The following is a 19,541-nucleotide window of genomic DNA, read 5'->3' as shown; positions in this document are numbered from 1 at the left end:
GCCTTAACGTTGTAGTCAATCACACGCTTGACGGGGACCAGTATCTTCATGATTTCTTCCTGAAATTATCAACAGACGGATCGGAAGCGCGTAACGATGGTATCTAGCACTTCGGCCGGACCGCGTTTCCACCAGTTACCTGCCGAGAAGATCTCGACCTCGCAAAGGCCGTTGTAGCCGGCCGCTTCGACCGCAGAACGGATGGTCTTCAGATCGGCCACGCCATCGCCCATCATGCCGCGATCCAGGAGCACATCGGTCGTCTCGGCCAGCCAATCGCAAAGGTGGTAGCCGAGGATGCGTTCTCCGGCGCGGGCCAGTTGCCGTGGCAGATCAGTGTCCCACCAGACATGGTAGACATCGACCGCCACGCCAAGATTTGGCGCGCCGATGGTGTCGCAGATGTCCAGCGCATCGCGCAGGGTGGTCAGGCAAGAGCGGTTGCCGCCATAGACCGGGTTCAGAGGCTCCAGCGCCAGCTTGACGCCGCGCGCGGCGGCATAGGGCGCTGCCCCGGCCACACGGTCGGTGACAAGGCGCAGGCTTTCGACGACGCCGCGGGTGCCCGGTTCGACCCCGCCGGTGACAATGGTCAGAACCGGAGCGCCCAGCTCCGCCGCCATGTCGATCGAAGCATGGAAATCATCCATCACCGCCTGTCGGCTCTGCGGCGCCAGGGGTCCAACGAGGAAGGGGGTCCGGCAGAGCCCCGCCACCGTCAGCCCGGCCGCTCGGGCATGGGCCGCGATCCTGGCAGCATTGGTCCCGATCTCGCGCCGCCAGAAGACAATGCCGCCATAGCCGCGCTCGGCGCAGGCGTCGATGATGCGTTCGGGGGACCAACCGGCGCCCGCACCCTCGACATTATGGCCAAGCGTGGCGGTATTCAGCGCGAGCGCGGAAATATCATGACTGAAGTCGCGCATCGTCAGACGCCATAGACGGCCAGCAGCGATTTCATCCGCCGCACCGCCAGTTCGGGATCACGCAGAAGACCGCAGGCGTCCGACTGGCGGAAGACCTGCGCGAAATAGGGCAAGGGCCGCATCGCCTGATGGCCGTTCAGCATGATGAAATGATCCTGGAAGCCGTTCAGCCAGGCCAGAAAGACCACCCCCGTCTTGTAATATTGCGTCGGCGCGCGAAAGATCGTGCGGGCCAGCGGCACGGTCGGGTCCAGCGTGGCACGGAAACCGGCCTTGTCCCCTTCGGCCAGCCGGTTGACGGCATAGGCGGCGGCAGGGGCCAGCGGGTCGAAGATCCCCAGCAAAGCATGGCTGAAGCCTTGGTCGTCGCCCTCGATCAGTTCGGGATAGTTGAAATCGTCACCGGTATACATCTTAACGCCGGCAGGCAGGCGGCGGCGCAGGGTGATCTCCTTGTCCTTGTCCAAGAGCGACATCTTGATGCCGTCCACCTTGGAAAGGTTCTGCTCGATCACCGCCAGAACGGTCTCCAGCGTAGCGTCGAAATCCGAGTCGCCCCAATAGCCGGCCAGAGCGGGGTCGAACATCTCGCCCAGCCAGTGCAGGATCACCGGCTGGTCGCAGGCCGACAGCACCTGTGCATAGACATGCAGGTAATCCTCGGGCGAGGTCGCGACGCGGGCCAGCGCGCGGCTGGCCATCAGCACGATGCGGCCGCCAATGGCCTGTATCGCCTCGACCTGCTCCAGATAGGCGCGGATCACGTCGTCCAGTGTGCGGGCATCCGCCGGATCCAGATGATCGGTGCCGCAGCCGTTGCCGACCAGCGCGTCGGGCAATTCGGCCTTGGTGCGCTGGATCAGCTCCAGCGCGCCGGGCCAGTCGAGGCCCATGCCGCGTTGCGCGGTATCCATCGCCTCGGCAATGCCGAGACCAAGACCGGCCAGATAGCGTCGGAATTCCATCGTCTTTTCCCAATCCACCGCCGCGCGCCCCGAAGGATCGTTGGTGGTGAAGGGGTCGGCCACCACATGGGCGGCGGAATAGACGATGCGAGCCGGATTGACGGGCAGCACGGCCTGCGCGATGGGGGTGCCGGTCAGCGTATAGTCGGCCATGCGGCCTTGTGTGTCGGGAAGTGCGATTTTCATGATGGCAGCTTTCAGAAACGCGGAACCAGCATCCCGGCATCGGCCGAAATCGCCTGTCCCGTGGTATAGGGAAGCCGGCCCGAGGCCAGCGATGCAATGATGGCGCCCATGTCGGCGGGCTGGCCGACGCGGGGGAACAGGGTCAGCCCTTCTTGGGCGCGCTGGCGATAGGTCTCGATCACGGGGGCGGTCATCTCGGTCGCGATCAGGCCGGGCTGCACGTCATAGACCGCGATGTTTTCCGGCCCGAGCCGCACGGCCAAAGCCTTGGACACCATCGCGGCGGCCGCCTTGGAGGCGCAATATTCCGACCGCTGCACCGCCACCGCGATCGCGTTCGACGAGGTGACGTTGACGATGGCATGGAACAGGTTTTCCGGGCGTTCCCGCGCCAGCAGGCGGCGGGCGAACGCTTGCGACAAAAAGAACATCGCCTTGCTGTTGACGGTCAGGCAGCGGTCCCAGCTTGCCTCGCTGACATCCAGCAGGTCGCCGCGTTGCATGACGCCGACGCCCGCGTTGTTGACCAGCGTGGTCAGGGGGCCGAGCGCATTCTCGATCCGTTGCAGAGCGGCGTCATGGGCGGCAATGTCGGTCACGTCGAAAGGCGCGGCGACGACCGGCACGCCAAGTGCGGCGATGCGTTCGACCGCCGCACGCAACTCAGCATCGTCGGCGGGGCCGTTCACGGCGACGGCGAAACCTTCGCGGGCCAGTGCCTCGGCCGCAGCAAGCCCGATCCCGCGCGACGAGCCGGTGACAAGGGCAACCTGTGTCATGCCTGCGCGCCCTTCTTCAGCAATTCGCGGGCAATGATCATGCGCTGGATCTGGTTCGTGCCCTCGTAGATCTGAGTGATCTTGGCATCGCGATAGAGCCGCTCGACCTCGAAACCCCGGATATAGCCCGAGCCGCCGAAGACCTGCACCGCATCCGCCGTGCGCGCCACCGCCATGTCGCCGGCAAAGCATTTCGCTATCGAGCAGGCCTTGGTAGCATCCTGCCCGTTGTCGATCTTGGACGCGGCCGAATGAACCAGCAGCCGCGCAGCCTCGATATCCTTGGCCATATCGGCCAGCAGCCATTGCACGCCCTGGAACTCGGCGATCTGCTTGCCGAACTGCATGCGCGTCCCGGCATATTCCAGTGCGGCCTCAAGCCCCGCCTGGCCGATGCCGACCGCCAGTGCAGCGATACCGACGCGGCCCTTGTCCAGCACGCTCATCATCATGTGAAAGCCGCGGCCCGGCTCGCCCAGCATGGCATCCGCGCCAAGCCGCACATCGGTGAAGGTCAAGGCCCCGACCTGGCTGGCGCGCTGACCCATCTTGTGTTCCTTGGGACCGCGCTCGACCCCTGCCGCGTGCAGGTCGACGATAAAGATCGACATGCCGCGGTTGCCCGCCTCTTTGTCGGTACGGGCGAGCACGAAGCCCAGATCGGCGACGGGTGCATTGTGGATCCAGATCTTGCCGCCGTTCAGCACCCAGCCGTCGCCGTCGCGCACCGCCGTGGTGCGGATGCCCGACACGTCAGTCCCGGCCTCCGGTTCGGTGATGCAATAGGCAACCTTCTGCTGCATCGCCAGGATCCCGGGCAGCAGCTTGCGCTGCGCTTCGGTGCCGTGGCGGACCAGAAGCGTCGAGATCAGCTCCAGCAGACCGCATTGATCGGCCACGCTGGCATAGCCGCGCGACAGTTCCTCCATCACCACGGCATAGGTCAGCGTGTCGAAGCCCGGCCCGCCCATGCTTTCCGGCACACCGATGCCGAACAGGCCCAGCTTGGCCATCTCGTCATAGATCTCGGCCGGGAAACGCTCGTCGCGGTCCAGCGCCTCGGCTGCAGGCCGGATGACCTCGTCAGCGAAGGCGCGGGCCATGTCGCGCACCTGCAGCTGGGTATCGTTCAGATACATCCTCGAATCCCCTCCCGATATGTAACTATCCGGTTACTTTATTTGAGGCACCTTCCTCACGTCAAGCGTCAAAACCGACAACGGCTTGGAAATCCGCTTGATCCGTGGCGTGGACTCATGCAAATTATAACCAATTGGTTACTTATGGGAGGAACCTGATGAAACCATCCGACAAACGAAAGTTCGGCCGCACGGATATGGAGGTGACCGGCTTCGCCTTCGGCACCGCACCGGTCGGCAATATTTTCCGCGAGATCGACGACCAGACCTCGCGCGCCATGTTCGATCATGCCTGGGATGCCGGCGTGCGCTATTTCGACACCGCGCCGATGTATGGCCATGGCCTGTCCGAACTGCGCACCTCCGAGGCGCTGCGCTGGCGCAAGCGCGACGATTTCGTGCTGTCTTCGAAAGTGGGCCGCCTGCTGCGCCCGGCGCGACGCGACAGCATCGACTTCGCGCCCTGGGTCAATGCCGCCCCGTTCGCAATGGAGTTCGACTATAGCTACGACGGCACGATGCGCGCTTTCGAAGACAGCCTGCAACGGCTGGCACTGGAGCGCATCGACATTCTGTTCATCCACGACATCGACGTCTATACGCGCGGCACCGAGCAGCCCGAGGTATTCCGGCAGGCGATGGACGGCTGCTACAGGGCATTGGCCCGGCTGCGCGACGAGAGGGTCGTGAAGGCCATCGGCGTCGGCGTGAACGAATGGCAGGTCTGCCACGAGGCGTTGAAGCAACGCGATTTCGACTGCTTCCTGCTGGCCGGGCGCTATACGCTGCTGGAACAGGACGCGCTGGACGCGTTCCTGCCGCTTTGCGAGAAGCGCGGTGCGGCAGTGGTCGTGGGCGGCGGCTTCAACTCGGGGATCCTCGCCACGGGTGCGAAGCCGGGCGCAAAATACAACTACGCCCCTGCCCCGTCCGAAATTATGGACCGGGTGGCAAAGATCGAGGCGGTCTGCGCCGAATACGGCGTGCCCCTGGCGGCGGCGGCATTGCAATTCGTCGTGGCACATCCGGCCGTCCCGGCCTTCTGCGCCGGCACGCGGACTATCCAGCAGCTTGAGCAGAATCTCACGTGGTTCCAGCACCCCATTCCGGCCGCGTTCTGGGCGGCGCTGAAGGACAAGGGCCTGTTGCGTGAGGACGCGCCGGTTCCTGCCTGAGATCGCGGGTCGGCGGCGCCCGGACCTATCGGACCAGGATGGCCCGGAAGTCGTTGACATTGGTGCCGGTCGGGCCAGGAGCGAACAGGTCGCCCAAGGCGGCGAAAGCGGACCATGTATCGTTCCCAGCCAGCATCACTGCCGGATCGCAACCCAAGGCCCGAAGCCGCGCCGCACTGTCCCCATCAGCAAAAGCGCCTGCGTTATCCTCGGACCCGTCGATGCCGTCGGTATCGGCGGCCAGCGCGGCGATGGGCAGCCCTTCAATAGCCAAACCGAAAGCCAGCAGGAATTCGCTGTTGCGCCCGCCCTTGCCATTTCCGCGCAGCGTCACGGTCGTTTCGCCGCCTGACAGGATCGCCACCGGGGGCGTGAAAGGCCGGCCTTGGGTCGCGACCTCGCGGGCGATGGCAGCATGGACGCGGGCCACGTCGCGTGCCTCCCCTTCGATCGCGTCCGACAGGATCACTGCCGGAATGCCCGCCGCCCCGGCCCGCGCGGCGGCGGCTTCCAGCGACAGGCGCGCCGAAGCCACCACGCGAACCTCATGTCCGGCAAAACGAGGATCGGCGGGATCCGGCGGCAGGCCGTCCTCGCCCGCGAACCATTCAGCCAGACGCGGTGGCAACTCGATCCGCCATGTTTCAAGCAGACGCCGCGCATCCCGGCGAGTGACCGCATCCGGCACCGTCGGACCCGAGGCCACCTGCGCCGGATCGTCGCCCGGCACGTCCGAAACGACCAGCGACACCACCCGCGCCGGATGCGCCGCCAGCGCCAGCCTGCCGCCCTTGATACGCGAGACCTGCTTGCGGATCGCATTCATCACCGAGATCGGCGCACCACTGGCCAGCAGGGTGCGATTCAGCTCGATTTCGTCCTCCAGCGTCAGCCCCTCGGGCGGCGCTGGCAGCAGCGCCGAGCCACCACCGCAAACCAGCGCCACGACCAGATCATCCTTGCTCAGCCCCCGCACAGCCTCAAACAAGACCCCAGTCGCGGCAAGACCGGCCTGATCGGGAACGGGATGCGCGGCCTCGATCACGCGGATATTGCGGGTATCGCAGCCATAGCCGTAACGCGTGACCACCACTCCCTCCACCGGCGCGTCCCACAGGCGCTCGAACGCCGCCGCCAGTTGCGCCGCACCCTTGCCGGCGCCGACCACGACCGTGCGACCCCTGGGACGATCCGGCAGATGCGCGGCCAGCGCGGTTTCGGGATCGGCAGCAGCCACCGCCGCGTCAAAAAGCCCGGTAAGAAACTCGCGATTCTCGGCTTTCATTCCATCTTCTCCCCTCGACCCGTCGCTTCGAACCTTGCAGAGCGCTTTTCGCGGAACGCCGCTAGCCCTTCCCGCAAATCACCGGATGCGGCGGCGACGCTGCCGGCCAGTGCCTCGAGCACGCGCTCGCGTTCCTCGCCCTCGGCGGCGTTGACCAGCATCTTGGTGATTTCCGTTGCGCGCGGGGCGCGGGCAATCACCCGCGCGGCCAGCGCCTCGGCAGCAGCCATGCCAGCGCCCGTCGGGACGACCTGATCGACCAGCCCGAGGCGCTGCGCTTCCTCGGCGCCGAAAACCTCGCCGAACAGCGCCATCCGACGCACCGCACTGGCACCGAATCGACGCACCGCACGTTGCGTTCCCGACCAGCCGGGAATGACCCCAAGCGAGGTTTCGGGCAAACCGATCCGCACATGTGCCTCGGCCAGGCGGTAGTCCGCGCAGGCCGCCAGCTCCAGCCCGCCGCCCAGGCAATGCCCGTTCAGCACAGCGATCACCGGCTGCATCAAACGTGCCAGCGCATCGAAGGCAGCATGGCCGTCGCGCAACCAGCGGCGGCTGAAATCCTCGGGCGACAGTTGCGACCAGGCAGCAATATCGCCGCCTGCGCAGAATGAGCGGCCACCCTCGCCAGTCAGGATCACCACCCGCGCGTCGGATCGCTCGATCCGGCGGCAGAGCGGCAGCAATCCGTCCACCATTTCGGCGTCCAGGGCATTCAGCTTGTCCGGGCGGCGAATGGTCAGCCGTGCGATATCCGCCTCGATACGCAGATCGAGGCGCTGATCTTCGCTCACAGCGCCAGCCCCATCGGCGTGTCGCGAAACAGCGCCGCATCCATTTCCTTCAGATTCTCTGCCACGCGGAGGGACGTTGCGGCCTGATCCAGCACATCCCGCCGCAAGTCGACGCCAGGCGCGATCTCGGTGACCGTCAGCCCCTCGGGCAACAGACGCAACACGCAACGCTCGGTGACATAGGTGATCTCCTGCCCCTGCGCCACCGCGCGCCGGCCCGAAAAGCTTACCTGATCAACCTTTGGCACGATCTTGGCAACCTTGCCCTCGCGGTCAATCACCAGCCGGCCATTTTCAATTCGCATCTTTGCTCCGGCGTTGAAGTTCCCGGAAAAAACGATCCGCTTCGCCCTCGCGGTAATGTCGACGAAACCGCCCGCCCCCGCTGTCCGATGCGGCGTCGCGGCAAGCCGGCTGACATTGACCGAGCCCTCGGCGTCGATTTCCAGGAAGGACAGCAGGGAACAGTCAAAACCGCCCGCCTGGAAATAGCAGAACTGATGCGGCGAAGCGACGAACGCCTCTGCATTACTGGCGCAGCCGAACTTGAAATCCAGCAGCGGCACGCCCCCGACCGCGCCTTGCTCGATGACCCATGTCACCGCGCCATGCAGGCCCTCCTCGATCAGGATGCGCGGCACATTGGCCGAGATGCCAAAGCCGATATTCACCGCCCATCCCGATCGCAGTTCTTGTGCGACGCGCCTGGCGATGACCTTGCCGGGATTGAAATCCGCCGCGCGGAAACTGGCGAGCGGCCGGAAGACCTCGCCCGAGATAGCCGGATCGTGCGGTGTCGCGGTAGTCTGCAACTGATCGGGTGCCTCGACGATTACATCGACCAGAATGCCCGGCACCTTCACATCATGCGGCTTCAACGTGCCCTGCGCGGCAATACGTCTAACCTGCGCAATGACGATGCCGCCGCAGTTGTGCGCGGCCAGCGCCATTTCCATCGCGCCAAGGGTCGCGCCCTCGTCCTCGAAGGTCAAGTTGCCATTCTCGTCTGCCGTGGTTGCGCGGATCAGCGCTACATCGGGGCGCAGGGCCGGGAAATACAACCAGTCCTCGCCCTCGAAGGCCACGCGCTTGACGATGGGTGTGGCGCGGGCGGCGGCGTTCATCGCGCAGCCTTCCAGCGCGGGATCGGCAAAGGTTTCCATGCCGACCTTAGTCAGCACGCCGGGCCGCTGCGCCGCCCCCTCACGCAGCATGTCGAAGACAATGCCCGAGGGCACGTTATAGGCCGCAACCTCCTCAGCCAGGATGCGCTGCCAGATCTTCGGCGGCTCGGCATTAGACGGCCCCGAGGGATAGGAACCGCCAATGATCTTTGTGATCATGCCGGAATGGGCGATATGGTCCACGCCCGGGGTGCCGAACATGTCGCCGGCGGCGATCGGATGGATGGTCGTCAGGCCGCGCGGAGCGCCTTCTTGCACAAAGCGTTCACCCAGGGCAGCCAGCACATGATCCGGGCACAGCAATCCCGAAGACGAATTCACCGCAATCACCGCGCCATCGCGAACCAGTTCTGCCGCCTGACTGGCGGTCCGAATCTTGGACATTGCGCTCCTCCTTCGCAATTGCATCTTAAGTAACTAACTGGTTATCTATATATCTGTAATCTGACCGGCCCGGCAAGAGGAAAACCGGGATCGGCGCGATGCAAGAACATGTGAGGGAGGACCAGGATGAACATTCTGCTGCAACCCGGATTCCTGCAGGGATTCGGCACATTCCCCTTGAAAGGTGGCGCCCTGCGGGACGCGATCCATATGGCGGTCAAGGCGGGTTACCGAACCTTTGACACGGCTCAGGGTTATGAGAATGAAGCGGACACCGGCGCCGCCCTGGCCGCGACCGGGATCGCGCGCGACCGGTTTTGTATCATCACCAAGGTCAGGCCCGAGAATTACAGCGAATCGCGCTTCTTGCCCTCAGTCGAGTGCAGCCTGCGTGCCTTGCGGATCGACCGGATTGATGTGTTGCTTCTGCACTGGCCGCCGGCCGGAGGCGATATCACGCCATCGCTGAGACTGTTGCAAAAGGCATATGAGGCCGGATTGGCCAGCCATATCGGCGTGTCGAACTATACCGCCGCGATGATGCGCCAGGCCCGTGCCCTCGTCGATGTTCCGCTGGTCACCAACCAGGTCGAGTTTCATCCACTGCTGGATCAGTCGCGCCTGTTGGAAGCGGCCAGAGACACCAAGATACCACTCTCGTCATACTGCTCTCTCGCGCGCGGCGAGGTCTTCAAATACCCGCTGTTCGGGGAAATCGGCAAGACGCATGGAAAATCTGCGGCTCAGGTCGTCTTGCGCTGGATCCTGCAAAAGGGTCTCAGCATGAACACCATGTCCACCAACCCGGAAAATATCCGTGCCAATCTGGAGATTATGGATTTCACGCTTACGACGGGTGAGATGTCCCGGATCGACGATTTGAATCGCACGAATTACCGCATCGTAGACCGCGACCGGGTGCCCTTCGCGCCTATATGGGATTAACGCGCCAGGGCGCGGTGAAGGCCGCGCCCCGCAAAATCTCAGTGATTGCCCCGGATCATGTCGGATGCCTTTTCAGCGATCATGATCGTCGGCGCATTAGTGTTCGACCCGATCAGCGAGGGCATGACCGAACTGTCGCAGATCCGCAACCCGTCCAGCCCGTGAACGCGCAACTGCGGATCGACCACCGACATCTCGTCCCGGCCCATCTTGCAGGTGCAGGTGGGATGATACGAGGTGCGGCCGTATTGGCGCGCATAGGCCTCGTAATCCGCCTGCGTGCGCACATTCGCATCGGGAAAGCGCAGTTCGCGGATATACTTTCGCAGCGAATGCTGACTGAAGATCTCGCGGCTGATCTTTACCCCCTCGGTCGAGATGCGCAGGTCGTCCGGGTGGCCAAGAAAATTCGGATCGACCACCGGATTGTCGCGCGGATCGGAGGACCGCAGCGTCACCGTGCCCCGCGATTTCGGGCGCAGGGTGTAGCTGTTCAGCGTGATCCCCGAAGATCCTTTCGGCACCGAGGGCACGCCCGCCTCGGCCCCCGCCCCGGCAAGGAAATGGAATTGCAGATCGGGACAGGGCGCCCCACGGTCGGCATACCAGAAGGCCCCGCCCTCGACCACGTTCGAGGTCACCGGCCCCGAGTTGAACAGCAGGTATTGCAGACCGGCCCAGACCATCCAATGCGGCTTGCCATAGCGGTCGAGGCTTTCATGGCCTTTCAGCTCGGCTACGATGTCGATGCCGAAATGGTCCTGGAGGTTCTGCCCCACGCCGGGCATATCCTGCACCACCTCGATGCCGTGGCTGCGCAGGTGATCGGCGGGACCGATCCCCGACAGCATCAGAAGCTTGGGTGAGCCGATGGCGCCCGAGGTCACGATCACCTCACGCTCGGCACGCGCCACCACCGGCGCGCGCCCCTTGCCGGCGGCATACTCGACGCCGACCGCCCGGCTGCCCTCGAACACCAGCCGCAGCACCAGCGCGCCGGTAATCAGGGTCAGGTTCGGGCGCGACAGCGCCGGGCGCAAGTAGCCGACGGCGGCCGAGCAACGCCGGTTGCCCCGGGTCGTGGTCTGATAGATTCCCGCGCCTTCCTGCATCGGCCCGTTGAAATCGGGGTTGTAGGGGATGCCCGCCTCCTGGCAGCTTTGGACGAAGGCGCGGCTCATCGCATTGGGATTGGGCAGGTTCGACACGCCCAGCGGCCCCTCGGTGCCGTGCCATTCGCCCGACAGGATCGTGTTCCCTTCCGAGCGGTGGAAATAGCGCCGCACCTCGTCCGCGCCCCACCCCTCTGCCCCCTCATCGACCCAGCGGTCGTAATCGGACGGGTGGCCGCGGGTGAAGATCTCGGCGTTGATCGATGACCCGCCGCCCAGGACTCGGGCCTGAGCATAGGGGATCTCGCGGTTGTTGGCATGGCGCTGCGGCGCGGTCACCAGCCCCCAGGTCAGCGGCCCGGTGGTCATCTTGGCGAAACCCACCGGCATGTGGATCAGCGGGTTGCTGTCCTTGCCGCCCGCCTCGATCAGGCAGACCCGCGCCTGACTGTCCTCGGATAGCCGCGCGGCCAGCACGCAACCGGCCGAGCCGCCGCCGACGATGACGTAATCGTAACCCTGCGCCATGACGCCCCCTTTACCCGATCCAATGCGTACGCTTGCCGATCTCGACATGGACCGACTTGATCTGGGTATACTCCTCGACGCCGTAGATACCGGCCTCGCGGCCCCAGCCGGATTGCTTGAAGCCTCCCAACGGCATTTCCGGCCCGCCCGCCATGATCGTATTCACCCAGAACCGGCCCGCGCTGACGCGCCGCGTCACGGTCAGTGCCTTGTCCAGATCCTTGGTCCACAGCGATGCGGCAAGCCCATATACCGTATCATTGGCGATGGCGATGGCCTCGTCCACGGTCTCAAAGCGGAACGAGGACAGGACCGGGCCGAAGATCTCGTCGCGCGCAATGGCCATGTCGCGGCGCACGCCGGAAAACAGCGTCGGCGCAATGAAACGGCCCGCGCCGATCTTCAGAACTTCGCCGCCGGTCAAGAGGCGTGCGCCCTCCTGGCGGCCCTTCTCGATATAGTTCAGAATGGTGTCGTTCTGCGCGGGCGTCGTGATGGCGCCGACCTGCGTCGCCTCGTCCAGCGGATCGCCGATGCGGATGCGCCGCATCTTTTCCACCAGCAACCGTTCAAATTCGTCAGCCACCGAGGCCTCGATGATCAACCGGCTGGAGGACACGCAGCATTGTCCGGTGTTGAAACTGATGCCAAAGGCCGCCGCGTCGGCGGCATCCTCAAGATCACTGTCGGCAAAGACGATGATCGGGTTCTTGCCGCCCAGTTCCAGCCCCAGCTTCTTGAAATTGCTGTCGGCGGCGGCGTGGACGCAGGACCGCCCGACGCCGGTCGAGCCGGTGAAGGACAGCATGTCGATGTCCGGGTGTTCGGCCATCGCCTGGCCAATGGTGCGGCCCGAGCCGGTGACGACGTTGTAGACCCCCTTGGGCAGCCCCGCCTCGGTCAGGATTTCCGCTAAGATCAGCGTGGTGGCACTGGTCACCTCGGACGGCTTTACCACCATCGTGCAGCCCGAGGCTAGGATGAAGGGTACCCGCTCGCACAGGATCAGAAAGGGGAAGTTCCACGGCGTAATCAGCCCGACGACCCCGATGGGATCACGCAGGACCATGCCGAACAACCCGTCGCCCAGCGAATTGAAGCTGTCGCCATGCAGCAGCCGGGCGGCACCCGCAGCCGTCTCGAAACAGGCGATACAGCCTTCGATCTCGGCGCGGGCCTGGGCAATGGGCTTGCCGTTTTCCAGCACCTCCCAATAGGCGACCTCGTCACGGCGGCGGCGCAGGATCTCGGCGGCGCGCAACAGCACACCCGCGCGCTCACCGCCCGAAATGCCAGCCCAGCTGCGCTTCTCGAAGGCGCGGCGTGCGGCGGCGACTGCATCGTTCAGGTCGTCCGTGATACAGCGCGCCACCCGCGTCACCGGCACGTCATGCGCGGGCGAGCGTTGTTCGGCCAGATCGCGGCCATGCCGCCATTCGCCGTCGATGAAAAAGCCGAACTCGCGCGGCGACTCCGGCGGGGAAAGGGTGCGGGCGGTCTGGTCCATCGTGTCGGGCTCCTCGGAAATGCTGCAATGTCAGTTCTGCGAAATGACGATCTGGGTCTTGAGGTCGGCGGACCGCTCGGCCAGGGTCTCGAACGCCTCCTGGATGCGCGCGAGCGGATAAGAGGCCGTGGTGAACGCCTCGGTACGGAACCGGCCATGCGCCAGCAAAGCCAGCGCGTCATGCATGTCCTGTCCCATCCCCGCGACCGAGCCTTTCAGGCCGTTCTCCTCAAGGATCGTGCGCAGGATCGGCACCGGAGCGACCTCATCGGGGCCGGTCAGGCCGAAGAAGGCGACATGGCCGCCCTTGCGAATAAGGTCGAAGGCGGTTGCGTAAAGTGCCGGGTGGCCAACGCTTTCGATCACCAGATCCGCGCCCCGGCCGCATGTCAGCTCAAGCACGGTCGCCTTCAGTTGCGCGTTATCGCTGATCGCGGCATCGGCACCGACATCCAAAGCCATCGTGCAGCGTTCGGCCGACAGGTCGGCCACGATGATTGGTGCCGCGCCCATGAGCCGCATCATCTGCACATGCAGGTTGCCAACCGGCCCGGCGCCCAGCACTACGACCGATTGCGCGATCCCGGCCTGTGCCTTGCGCGCCGCGCGGACCACGCAGGCGACCGGCTCGGTCAGGGCGAGTATCTCGGGAGAAATGTCATTGGGCGCAGGAATGACCAACCGACCGGGCAGCGCGACAAACTCGGCGAAGGCACCGTCGCGGGTGATGCCAAGCTGCGCCATCTCGGGGCAGTTCAGCACCTCGTTGCGGCGGCACCAGTAGCAATGTCCGCAACCGATATTGATGTCGGCGACCACCACCTTGCCGGGGGTGAGATGGCGCTGGTTCGCTCCGGCCTCCTCGACGATACCGCAAAATTCGTGCCCCGGAATGATCGGCAGGTCGTCGGCCGCATAATGGCCGTGGAACATATGCAGGTCGGTACCGCAGATCCCGGTCCGGGTCACGCGGATCAGCACCTCGTCGGGGCCGATCTGCGGGCGCGGCACCTCGCGCAATTCGAGCTTGTGCGGAGCGACAAGGACGGCGGCTTGCATGGTTTTCATGGCAACCTCACTTCACCGTGCGGAGTTTCGAGCGGTCGATGGTCAGGGCGATAGCCGCGATCAGGACCAGTCCGAACAGCATCTGCTGCTGTGTCGCCTCGATCCCCAGATACAGCATCGAAGCGCGGATCACGGCCACGATCAGCGTGCCGATCAGCGTGTTCAGCACGCCGCCGACACCACCGGTCAAGGGCGTGCCACCAATCAGCACCGCGACGATAGCGGGCAGCAGAAAACCGTTGGCGATGGTCGGCGCCCCCCCAGACAGCTTGACTGAGAACAACAACCCCGCCATCGCCGCCAGCGCCCCGGATATCGCAAAGGCCAGCATCTTATAGCGCCCGACATTGATGCCCGACGCCTTGGCCGCGGGCTCGCCCGCACCGACGGCCTTCAGCACCCGGCCCAGGATGGTGCGGCGCTCGATGAACAGGCAGATCGCCAGCAGGGCAGCACCCAGAAATAACTCGTTCGGGATGATCCCGGTATGGCCGATCATCCAGCCAAAGGTGGCATTCCTCTGCTCGGCATCCATGTTCAGGGCGCGGTTGCCCGACAGCCATTGTGCGACCGAGAAGCATACCCCGCCCACCGCCAGCGTCGAAATGAACGAAGGCACGAACAGCCGCGTAGTCAGAAAGCCCGACAACATGCCAAGTCCGAAACCCGCCGCGATGCAAAGCACCGCCACCCAGGCCCCAAGCGAGGCGAGATAGATTGAGGCGATGACCGTGATCATATTGGCCATGGACTGCACCGAGAGGTCGATCCCGCCGATATAGATGGCGAAGGTCAGCCCCAGCGCCATGATGAACAGAGGCACGATGTCGCCGGCGAGGCTGAGCAGGTTCGCCGGGCGCAGGAAATTCGGATCCACCACGCCGACCACAGCGGTCAGCACCAGCAGGGTGATCCAGGGAAGATGCGGTTTGATGCGTTGCATGGTCATCTGCGCCTCAGATCATGTGGTGGAGAAGATCGTAGAGCGACGGTTTGGCGCCCGGCCGGCATTCGAAACGCTGCCGGATCTCGCCATCCTTCAGCACGACGATGGTGTGCGAGAGGCCGATGGCCTCTTCCAGCGTGTCGGCCACCAGAACGATGCCGACCCCGTCGTCGCTCATGTCGCGGATCATGTCGTAAACGTCTTCCTTGGCGCCGATGTCCAGACCCCGCGTCGGGTGGTCCAGAAGCATGATGTCGGACCCGCCCGACCGCCATTTCGACAGCACCACCTTCTGCTGGTTGCCGCCCGAGAGGTTGCCGCAATCGGCAAACTCGGAGTGTGCCTTGATCGACAGCTTCCTGATCCAGTCCCGCGCCAGCGCTTTTTCGCGTCCGACGTCGATCACCCCCGCCCGGGAATAGCGGCCAAGTTGGGAAAGGGTCATGTTCTCATAGACGTTCATGCCTGCGACGATGCCTTCGATCTTGCGTTCGCGCGGCACATAGCCCACGCCCATCGCGACCGAGCGGCGCGGGTTGAAACCGCGAAGCTCTTGCCCCTTCATCTCGAAACGGCCCGAGACTGGCGCCAGCATCCCGTAGATCGTGCGCAGGATCGCCTCGCGGCCCGAACCCTCGGTACCGACCAGGCACAGCACCTCGCCCGGATGCAGCGCCAGGTTCAGCTTGTGCGGACGGCCCGGCAGGACAACGTCGCGCATATCGAACAGCGTTCGAGAAGTGTCATAAGGTTTCTGGCGCTGCTCGCGGTAATATTCGCGGTCCACGTGTCGGCCGACCATCTTGTGCTGGATCGCGCTGGCATCGGCGTCGGCCTTGGCGACCACATCCATCACCTGCCCGTCCTTCATCACATAGATGCGGTCCGAAAGCTCCATCACCTCGTCCATGCGATGGCTGACGAAGATGAAGGATGCGCGGCTGGTCAGCTCACGCACCAGCTTGAAGAGCAACTTCACCTCCTCCTCGGACAGGACCGAGGTCGGCTCGTCCAGCAGGATGACCAGATCGCCCTCGACCCGTTCCTCCAGCGTCAGCACCTTGGCCAGCTCGACCAGCTGCCGCTGCGCGAAGGACAGGACCGAGGTCACCGTCGCCGGGTCGATGTCCAGCTTGACCTTCGCAAGCTGTTTCTTCGCAGCCGCGGCCATCGCCTTCCAGTTCACCACGCCCAGGCGGGTGAATTGCGCCTCGTAGCCCAGGAAGATGTTTTCCATCACCGTCAGGTTGGGGATCAGGGATTGTTCCTGGAACACCATGCCGATGCCGCGCTTCATCGCCTGCCGGGGATTGGCGAAATGCACCGGCTTGCCGTCGATCAGAATCTGGCCGCCGTCGGGCTGATAGGCGCCGTAGATCACCTTCATGAGCGTCGATTTTCCGGCACCGTTCTCGCCCACCAGCCCGACGATCTCGCCGCGCTTGATGTGGAAGTCGATGGATTTCAGGGCATGGACGCCGGGAAATTTCTTGTCGACCGAGCTTAGCTGATACATGGCGGCCTCACTTCGCGAAACTGACAAGGCGCCGGTCGGTGGAAAGAACGACCGCGACGATGACAAGGACGCCCAGCAAGCCGTCCTGAAGGTAGTTGGGCAGGCCGATGACGACCATGCCGTTGCCGATGACATTGACGATCAGAACGCCGACGACCGCGTTCAGCACGCCGCCGATCCCGCCCCACAGCGCGACGCCGCCCACGACGACCGAGGTGATGGCGACGAACATCAGGTTGGCGCCGGTCACCGATTCCGCCTGCCCCAGCCGCGCCACCTGGAAGATCGCGGCGACGGCGTAGAATACTCCGGCCAGCGCGAAGCCCGCCAGCCGCACCCGGTGCACGTTCACGCCCGAGGCATGGGCCAGTTCCTCGCCGCCGCCTACGGCATAGAAGTTGCGGCCCAGCGTCGTGTGGTTCTGGATGAACCAGGCCAGCAGGACCAGCAGCGCCGCAATATGCACCATCAGCGGAAAGCCGAGGATGCGCCAGGTCAGCAGGGCGCGGAAGACATCGTCATCAATGCGGACAATGTCACCTCCTGTCACGAGCACCGCCGCGCCGGTGCCGACGAAGCCCATCGCCAGGCTGGCCATGAATGAAGGGATCTGAAGCCGGACATGAACCATCCCGGTCAGCCATCCAAAGAAGGCCCCGCAGAGCAGGATCGCCGGAATGGCCAGCCATGCGCCCGCCCCCAATGATCCGCCCAGCTTCAGGAACATCAGGCAGAACAGCACCGCGCACAGCGACACCGCCCCCTCCATCGACAGGTCGATGGAGCCCATGACGATGATGAAGGTGACGCCGAGCGCCACCATCATCGGCGGCGTCGAGGCCAGCGCGATCCGGGCCAGGTTGCGTTGCGACAGGAAGGCCGGATTGATCGCCGCGAACAGCACGACCAACCCCAGCAGCACGAGGGCCGGAGCCCATCGGATGATATTCTCGCGGGTGAGCTTCATCTTCAACGCAGTTCTCCTCAACACTGCCGGCCCGCATGCCCCGAAGGACGGCGGGGAAGGCCGCCGCGCGGTCAACCCATCGGATTTTCAGAAATCAGCGATACTGGATCTGGCCGTTGCTCGGCCCCCAGAAGTCGGTCCAGTCATATTCAGGCGTGGCGTCCAGATACTGCGCCTTGAACTCGGCCGCGTCCTTCTGAGTGATCAGGACGGTCGGACCGTAGAACTCACGATGCTCATGCGGCTCCTCGGACGGTTTGAACGTGCCGATGGCCGCGTGATAGGCCAAGGCCGCCGAGATACCGCCACCCCAATAGGGGTTGGTAAAGACCGTAGCCAGAAGCTGACCGTCCATGACCAGCTTCACCGCCTCGGGATTACCGTCATAGGCGACGATCGGCATGTCGGTGATGCCCTCGGCCCGCAGCGCCTCGATCACGCCATAGGCGATGTTGTCGGCGGCGCAATGGACGCCGGTGATCCGGTCACCATAGCGGGTCAGGAAAGAGGACATCAGCTCCGCCGCCTTGGTCGTGTCCCAATCGGCAGGCTGCGCGTCCAACAGTTCGATATCGGGAAAGTCCTTCAGCGCGTTCTGCAACCCAGCCAGTCGCTCGACCGCCGGATTGTTCGCCGCGATGCCGCCCAGATGCACCACGCCGCCCTTGCCCCCCATCGCCTCGAACAGGATCCTCGCGGTTTGCTCGGAGGGCTGTTCGTCCGACCAGGTCATGTGGCTGACATAATTGTCGCCGAAATCCCAAGGGTGCAGGTCGTCGGTCTTGTTCCAGATGGTCGAGATATAACCGCCCGCCGCCTGCACCGCCTCGACGATGGGCCGGGCATTGGGACTGTCGTTCGGGTCGCAGGCGATGGCGCAATTGCCGCCGGTCTTAGACAGGAATGCCTTGATATCGGACAGAGATTTTTCCGACGAACCCTCGCTGATCAGGTTGACCATGTCCGATTTGCTACGGCCGATGGATTCAACGAAAGCCTCGCCTCCCGACACGACCGCGTTCCAATAGGCCGAGGCGCGGTCGCGATAGCTCCATGCAATGGCGGGATCGGTCAGCGCGGCGCGGGCCTGACCGCGTCCGAATACGGCTGGAACGGCGAGCGTCGCCATGCCGGCAGCCCCCGCCAGCAGCAACTTGCGACGGGTTATGACCTCACGGTCGATATAGTCCTTGATAAAGGTGGACATCTTCAGCCTCCCCATAAGGCGCCGCCCGAATCTCTCCTCAGATCCACAGATGGCGAGCGCCGTCAAAATAACGCACTAACTGGTTACTTTCTTCGGGGATGTTGAGTCAAGCGTAATCATTAACCGGATAGTGCATTAAATCGCCATCGTCGTCTTGCGTCAGCCATGGACTGCTATAACCTTTGCGAGGCATTGAACGAGCCAGGAACCACCGGAGACACAGCGTGACCGCACAAGCCAAGACGCCGCCGCGTAGCAAGCCCCGCATCCGCGATGCAGACGCGACCAAAGCGCGCATCCTCAAGGCGGCACTGAACGAGTTTGCCCGCAATGGCTTCGGCGGCGCCCGCGTAGACGTCATCGCCGAAAAGGCCGATGCCAACAAGCGGATGCTCTATCACTACTTCGGCAGCAAGGAAGAGTTGTTCCAGACAGTGCTCGAGAATGCCTATATCGACATTCGCGATGCCGAGCAGAAACTGGCGCTGGACCACCTGCCGCCCAAGGAGGCGTTGGCGCGGCTGGTGCGTTTTACCTGGGAATACTACCTGAAACACCCCGAGTTCATCACGCTGGTCAACAGCGAAAACCTGCACCGGGCCAAGCACCTGAAGAAGTCGGAGATCGTCAAGATCTACAGCCGCCGCTTCGTCTCGATGGTCGACACGATCCTGGAGCGCGGCGTCGCAAGTGGCGATTTCCGCTCCGGCATCGATCCGGTGCAATTGAACATCACCATCGCTGCGATCGGCTATTACTATCTGACCAACCGCTTCACCGGCTCGATCATCTTCGAGCGTGACCTGATGGCGAAAGAGGCGCTCGAAGAGCGCCTCCAGTTCAATATCGACACGATCCTGCGTCTGGTCAGCGCCTGACCTGCTTCAGGTTCCGTTACCTAGGTTGTGTTGACAAAAAGGATTCC

The 19,541-nt window shown here is 64.0% G+C and carries 17 protein-coding genes; 3 read left to right on the top strand and 14 right to left on the bottom strand.

The annotated features are described in order from the left end of the window. Positions 1-68: 68 nt before the first annotated feature. The 4 genes from PARACOCCUSGL_RS0117685 to PARACOCCUSGL_RS0117670 are packed head-to-tail and all read right to left on the bottom strand — an operon-like array spanning position 69 to position 3,995. Entirely contained in the window at positions 69-926 is an 858-nt protein-coding gene (locus PARACOCCUSGL_RS0117685) for a sugar phosphate isomerase/epimerase (protein WP_010399578.1), read from the bottom strand. Positions 927-928: 2 nt separating this feature from the next. Continuing rightward, on the bottom strand, positions 929-2,077 hold the full coding sequence (locus PARACOCCUSGL_RS0117680) for a dihydrodipicolinate synthase family protein (RefSeq protein WP_010399576.1): 1,149 nt from the start codon (positions 2,075-2,077) through the stop codon (positions 929-931). 11 nt (positions 2,078-2,088) lie between these two features. Beyond that, the gene (locus tag PARACOCCUSGL_RS0117675; RefSeq protein WP_010399574.1) at positions 2,089-2,856 is read right to left on the bottom strand and encodes a 3-ketoacyl-ACP reductase; all 768 of its coding nucleotides are present in this window, start codon (positions 2,854-2,856) and stop codon (positions 2,089-2,091) included. Then, positions 2,853-3,995: an acyl-CoA dehydrogenase family protein gene (locus tag PARACOCCUSGL_RS0117670; RefSeq protein ID WP_010399572.1), complete on the bottom strand. Its 1,143-nt coding sequence runs from the start codon at positions 3,993-3,995 to the stop codon at positions 2,853-2,855. Before PARACOCCUSGL_RS0117670 ends, PARACOCCUSGL_RS0117675 begins: the two co-directional genes overlap by 4 nt. Positions 3,996-4,153: 158 nt before the next feature. Here PARACOCCUSGL_RS0117670 and PARACOCCUSGL_RS0117665 point away from each other — a divergent pair, with 158 nt between their 5' ends. Further along, complete coding sequence (locus tag PARACOCCUSGL_RS0117665) at positions 4,154-5,170, top strand: aldo/keto reductase (protein ID WP_010399570.1); 1,017 nt, start codon at positions 4,154-4,156, stop codon at positions 5,168-5,170. Positions 5,171-5,195: 25 nt separating this feature from the next. Here PARACOCCUSGL_RS0117665 and PARACOCCUSGL_RS0117660 read toward each other — a convergent pair whose 3' ends face one another. The 3 genes from PARACOCCUSGL_RS0117660 to PARACOCCUSGL_RS0117650 are packed head-to-tail and all read right to left on the bottom strand — an operon-like array spanning position 5,196 to position 8,820. Then, on the bottom strand, positions 5,196-6,455 hold the full coding sequence (locus PARACOCCUSGL_RS0117660; RefSeq protein WP_010399568.1) for a glycerate kinase: 1,260 nt from the start codon (positions 6,453-6,455) through the stop codon (positions 5,196-5,198). Beyond that, positions 6,452-7,252, bottom strand: coding sequence for an enoyl-CoA hydratase/isomerase family protein (locus PARACOCCUSGL_RS0117655; RefSeq protein WP_010399566.1), 801 nt, complete (start codon positions 7,250-7,252; stop codon positions 6,452-6,454). Before PARACOCCUSGL_RS0117655 ends, PARACOCCUSGL_RS0117660 begins: the two co-directional genes overlap by 4 nt. Next, positions 7,249-8,820: an acyl CoA:acetate/3-ketoacid CoA transferase gene (locus PARACOCCUSGL_RS0117650; protein ID WP_010399563.1), complete on the bottom strand. Its 1,572-nt coding sequence runs from the start codon at positions 8,818-8,820 to the stop codon at positions 7,249-7,251. The genes PARACOCCUSGL_RS0117655 and PARACOCCUSGL_RS0117650 overlap by 4 nt, the downstream gene beginning before the upstream one ends. A 126-nt stretch (positions 8,821-8,946) precedes the next feature. Here PARACOCCUSGL_RS0117650 and PARACOCCUSGL_RS0117645 point away from each other — a divergent pair, with 126 nt between their 5' ends. Beyond that, positions 8,947-9,765, top strand: coding sequence for an aldo/keto reductase (locus tag PARACOCCUSGL_RS0117645; RefSeq protein WP_010399560.1), 819 nt, complete (start codon positions 8,947-8,949; stop codon positions 9,763-9,765). Positions 9,766-9,803: 38 nt separating this feature from the next. On the opposite strand, the gene PARACOCCUSGL_RS0117640 is transcribed toward PARACOCCUSGL_RS0117645, so the two are convergent. The 7 genes from PARACOCCUSGL_RS0117640 to PARACOCCUSGL_RS0117610 form a co-directional block, all read right to left on the bottom strand. Next, a complete protein-coding gene (locus tag PARACOCCUSGL_RS0117640) occupies positions 9,804-11,405 on the bottom strand; it encodes a GMC family oxidoreductase (RefSeq protein ID WP_010399556.1) in 1,602 nt (533 codons plus the stop codon). Positions 11,406-11,415: 10 nt separating this feature from the next. Beyond that, positions 11,416-12,912: an aldehyde dehydrogenase family protein gene (locus PARACOCCUSGL_RS0117635; protein WP_010399553.1), complete on the bottom strand. Its 1,497-nt coding sequence runs from the start codon at positions 12,910-12,912 to the stop codon at positions 11,416-11,418. 30 nt (positions 12,913-12,942) lie between these two features. Beyond that, positions 12,943-13,980 carry a zinc-binding dehydrogenase gene (locus PARACOCCUSGL_RS0117630; protein WP_010399550.1) on the bottom strand — a complete coding sequence of 346 codons (1,038 nt, stop codon included), beginning with the start codon at positions 13,978-13,980 and terminating at the stop codon, positions 12,943-12,945. 7 nt (positions 13,981-13,987) lie between these two features. Beyond that, entirely contained in the window at positions 13,988-14,923 is a 936-nt protein-coding gene (locus PARACOCCUSGL_RS0117625) for an ABC transporter permease (protein WP_202796797.1), read from the bottom strand. A 13-nt stretch (positions 14,924-14,936) separates the two neighbouring features. Continuing rightward, positions 14,937-16,442 carry a sugar ABC transporter ATP-binding protein gene (locus PARACOCCUSGL_RS0117620; protein ID WP_010399545.1) on the bottom strand — a complete coding sequence of 502 codons (1,506 nt, stop codon included), beginning with the start codon at positions 16,440-16,442 and terminating at the stop codon, positions 14,937-14,939. Positions 16,443-16,449: 7 nt separating this feature from the next. Beyond that, on the bottom strand, positions 16,450-17,409 hold the full coding sequence (locus tag PARACOCCUSGL_RS0117615; RefSeq protein ID WP_040602304.1) for an ABC transporter permease: 960 nt from the start codon (positions 17,407-17,409) through the stop codon (positions 16,450-16,452). A gap of 94 nt (positions 17,410-17,503) precedes the next feature. Next, positions 17,504-18,616, bottom strand: a complete 1,113-nt coding sequence (locus tag PARACOCCUSGL_RS0117610) for a sugar ABC transporter substrate-binding protein (protein WP_029372618.1) — start codon at positions 18,614-18,616, stop codon at positions 17,504-17,506. 224 nt (positions 18,617-18,840) lie between these two features. Between PARACOCCUSGL_RS0117610 and PARACOCCUSGL_RS0117605 the strand changes: the two genes are divergently transcribed. Then, a complete protein-coding gene (locus tag PARACOCCUSGL_RS0117605; RefSeq protein WP_010399539.1) occupies positions 18,841-19,494 on the top strand; it encodes a TetR/AcrR family transcriptional regulator in 654 nt (217 codons plus the stop codon). Positions 19,495-19,541: the final 47 nt, after the last annotated feature.

Origin of the sequence: Paracoccus sp. TRP, assembly GCF_000185925.1 — a bacterium.
GTDB classification, from domain to species: Bacteria; Pseudomonadota; Alphaproteobacteria; order Rhodobacterales; family Rhodobacteraceae; genus Paracoccus; species Paracoccus kondratievae.
This window is presented reverse-complemented; position numbering and strand designations above follow the sequence as displayed.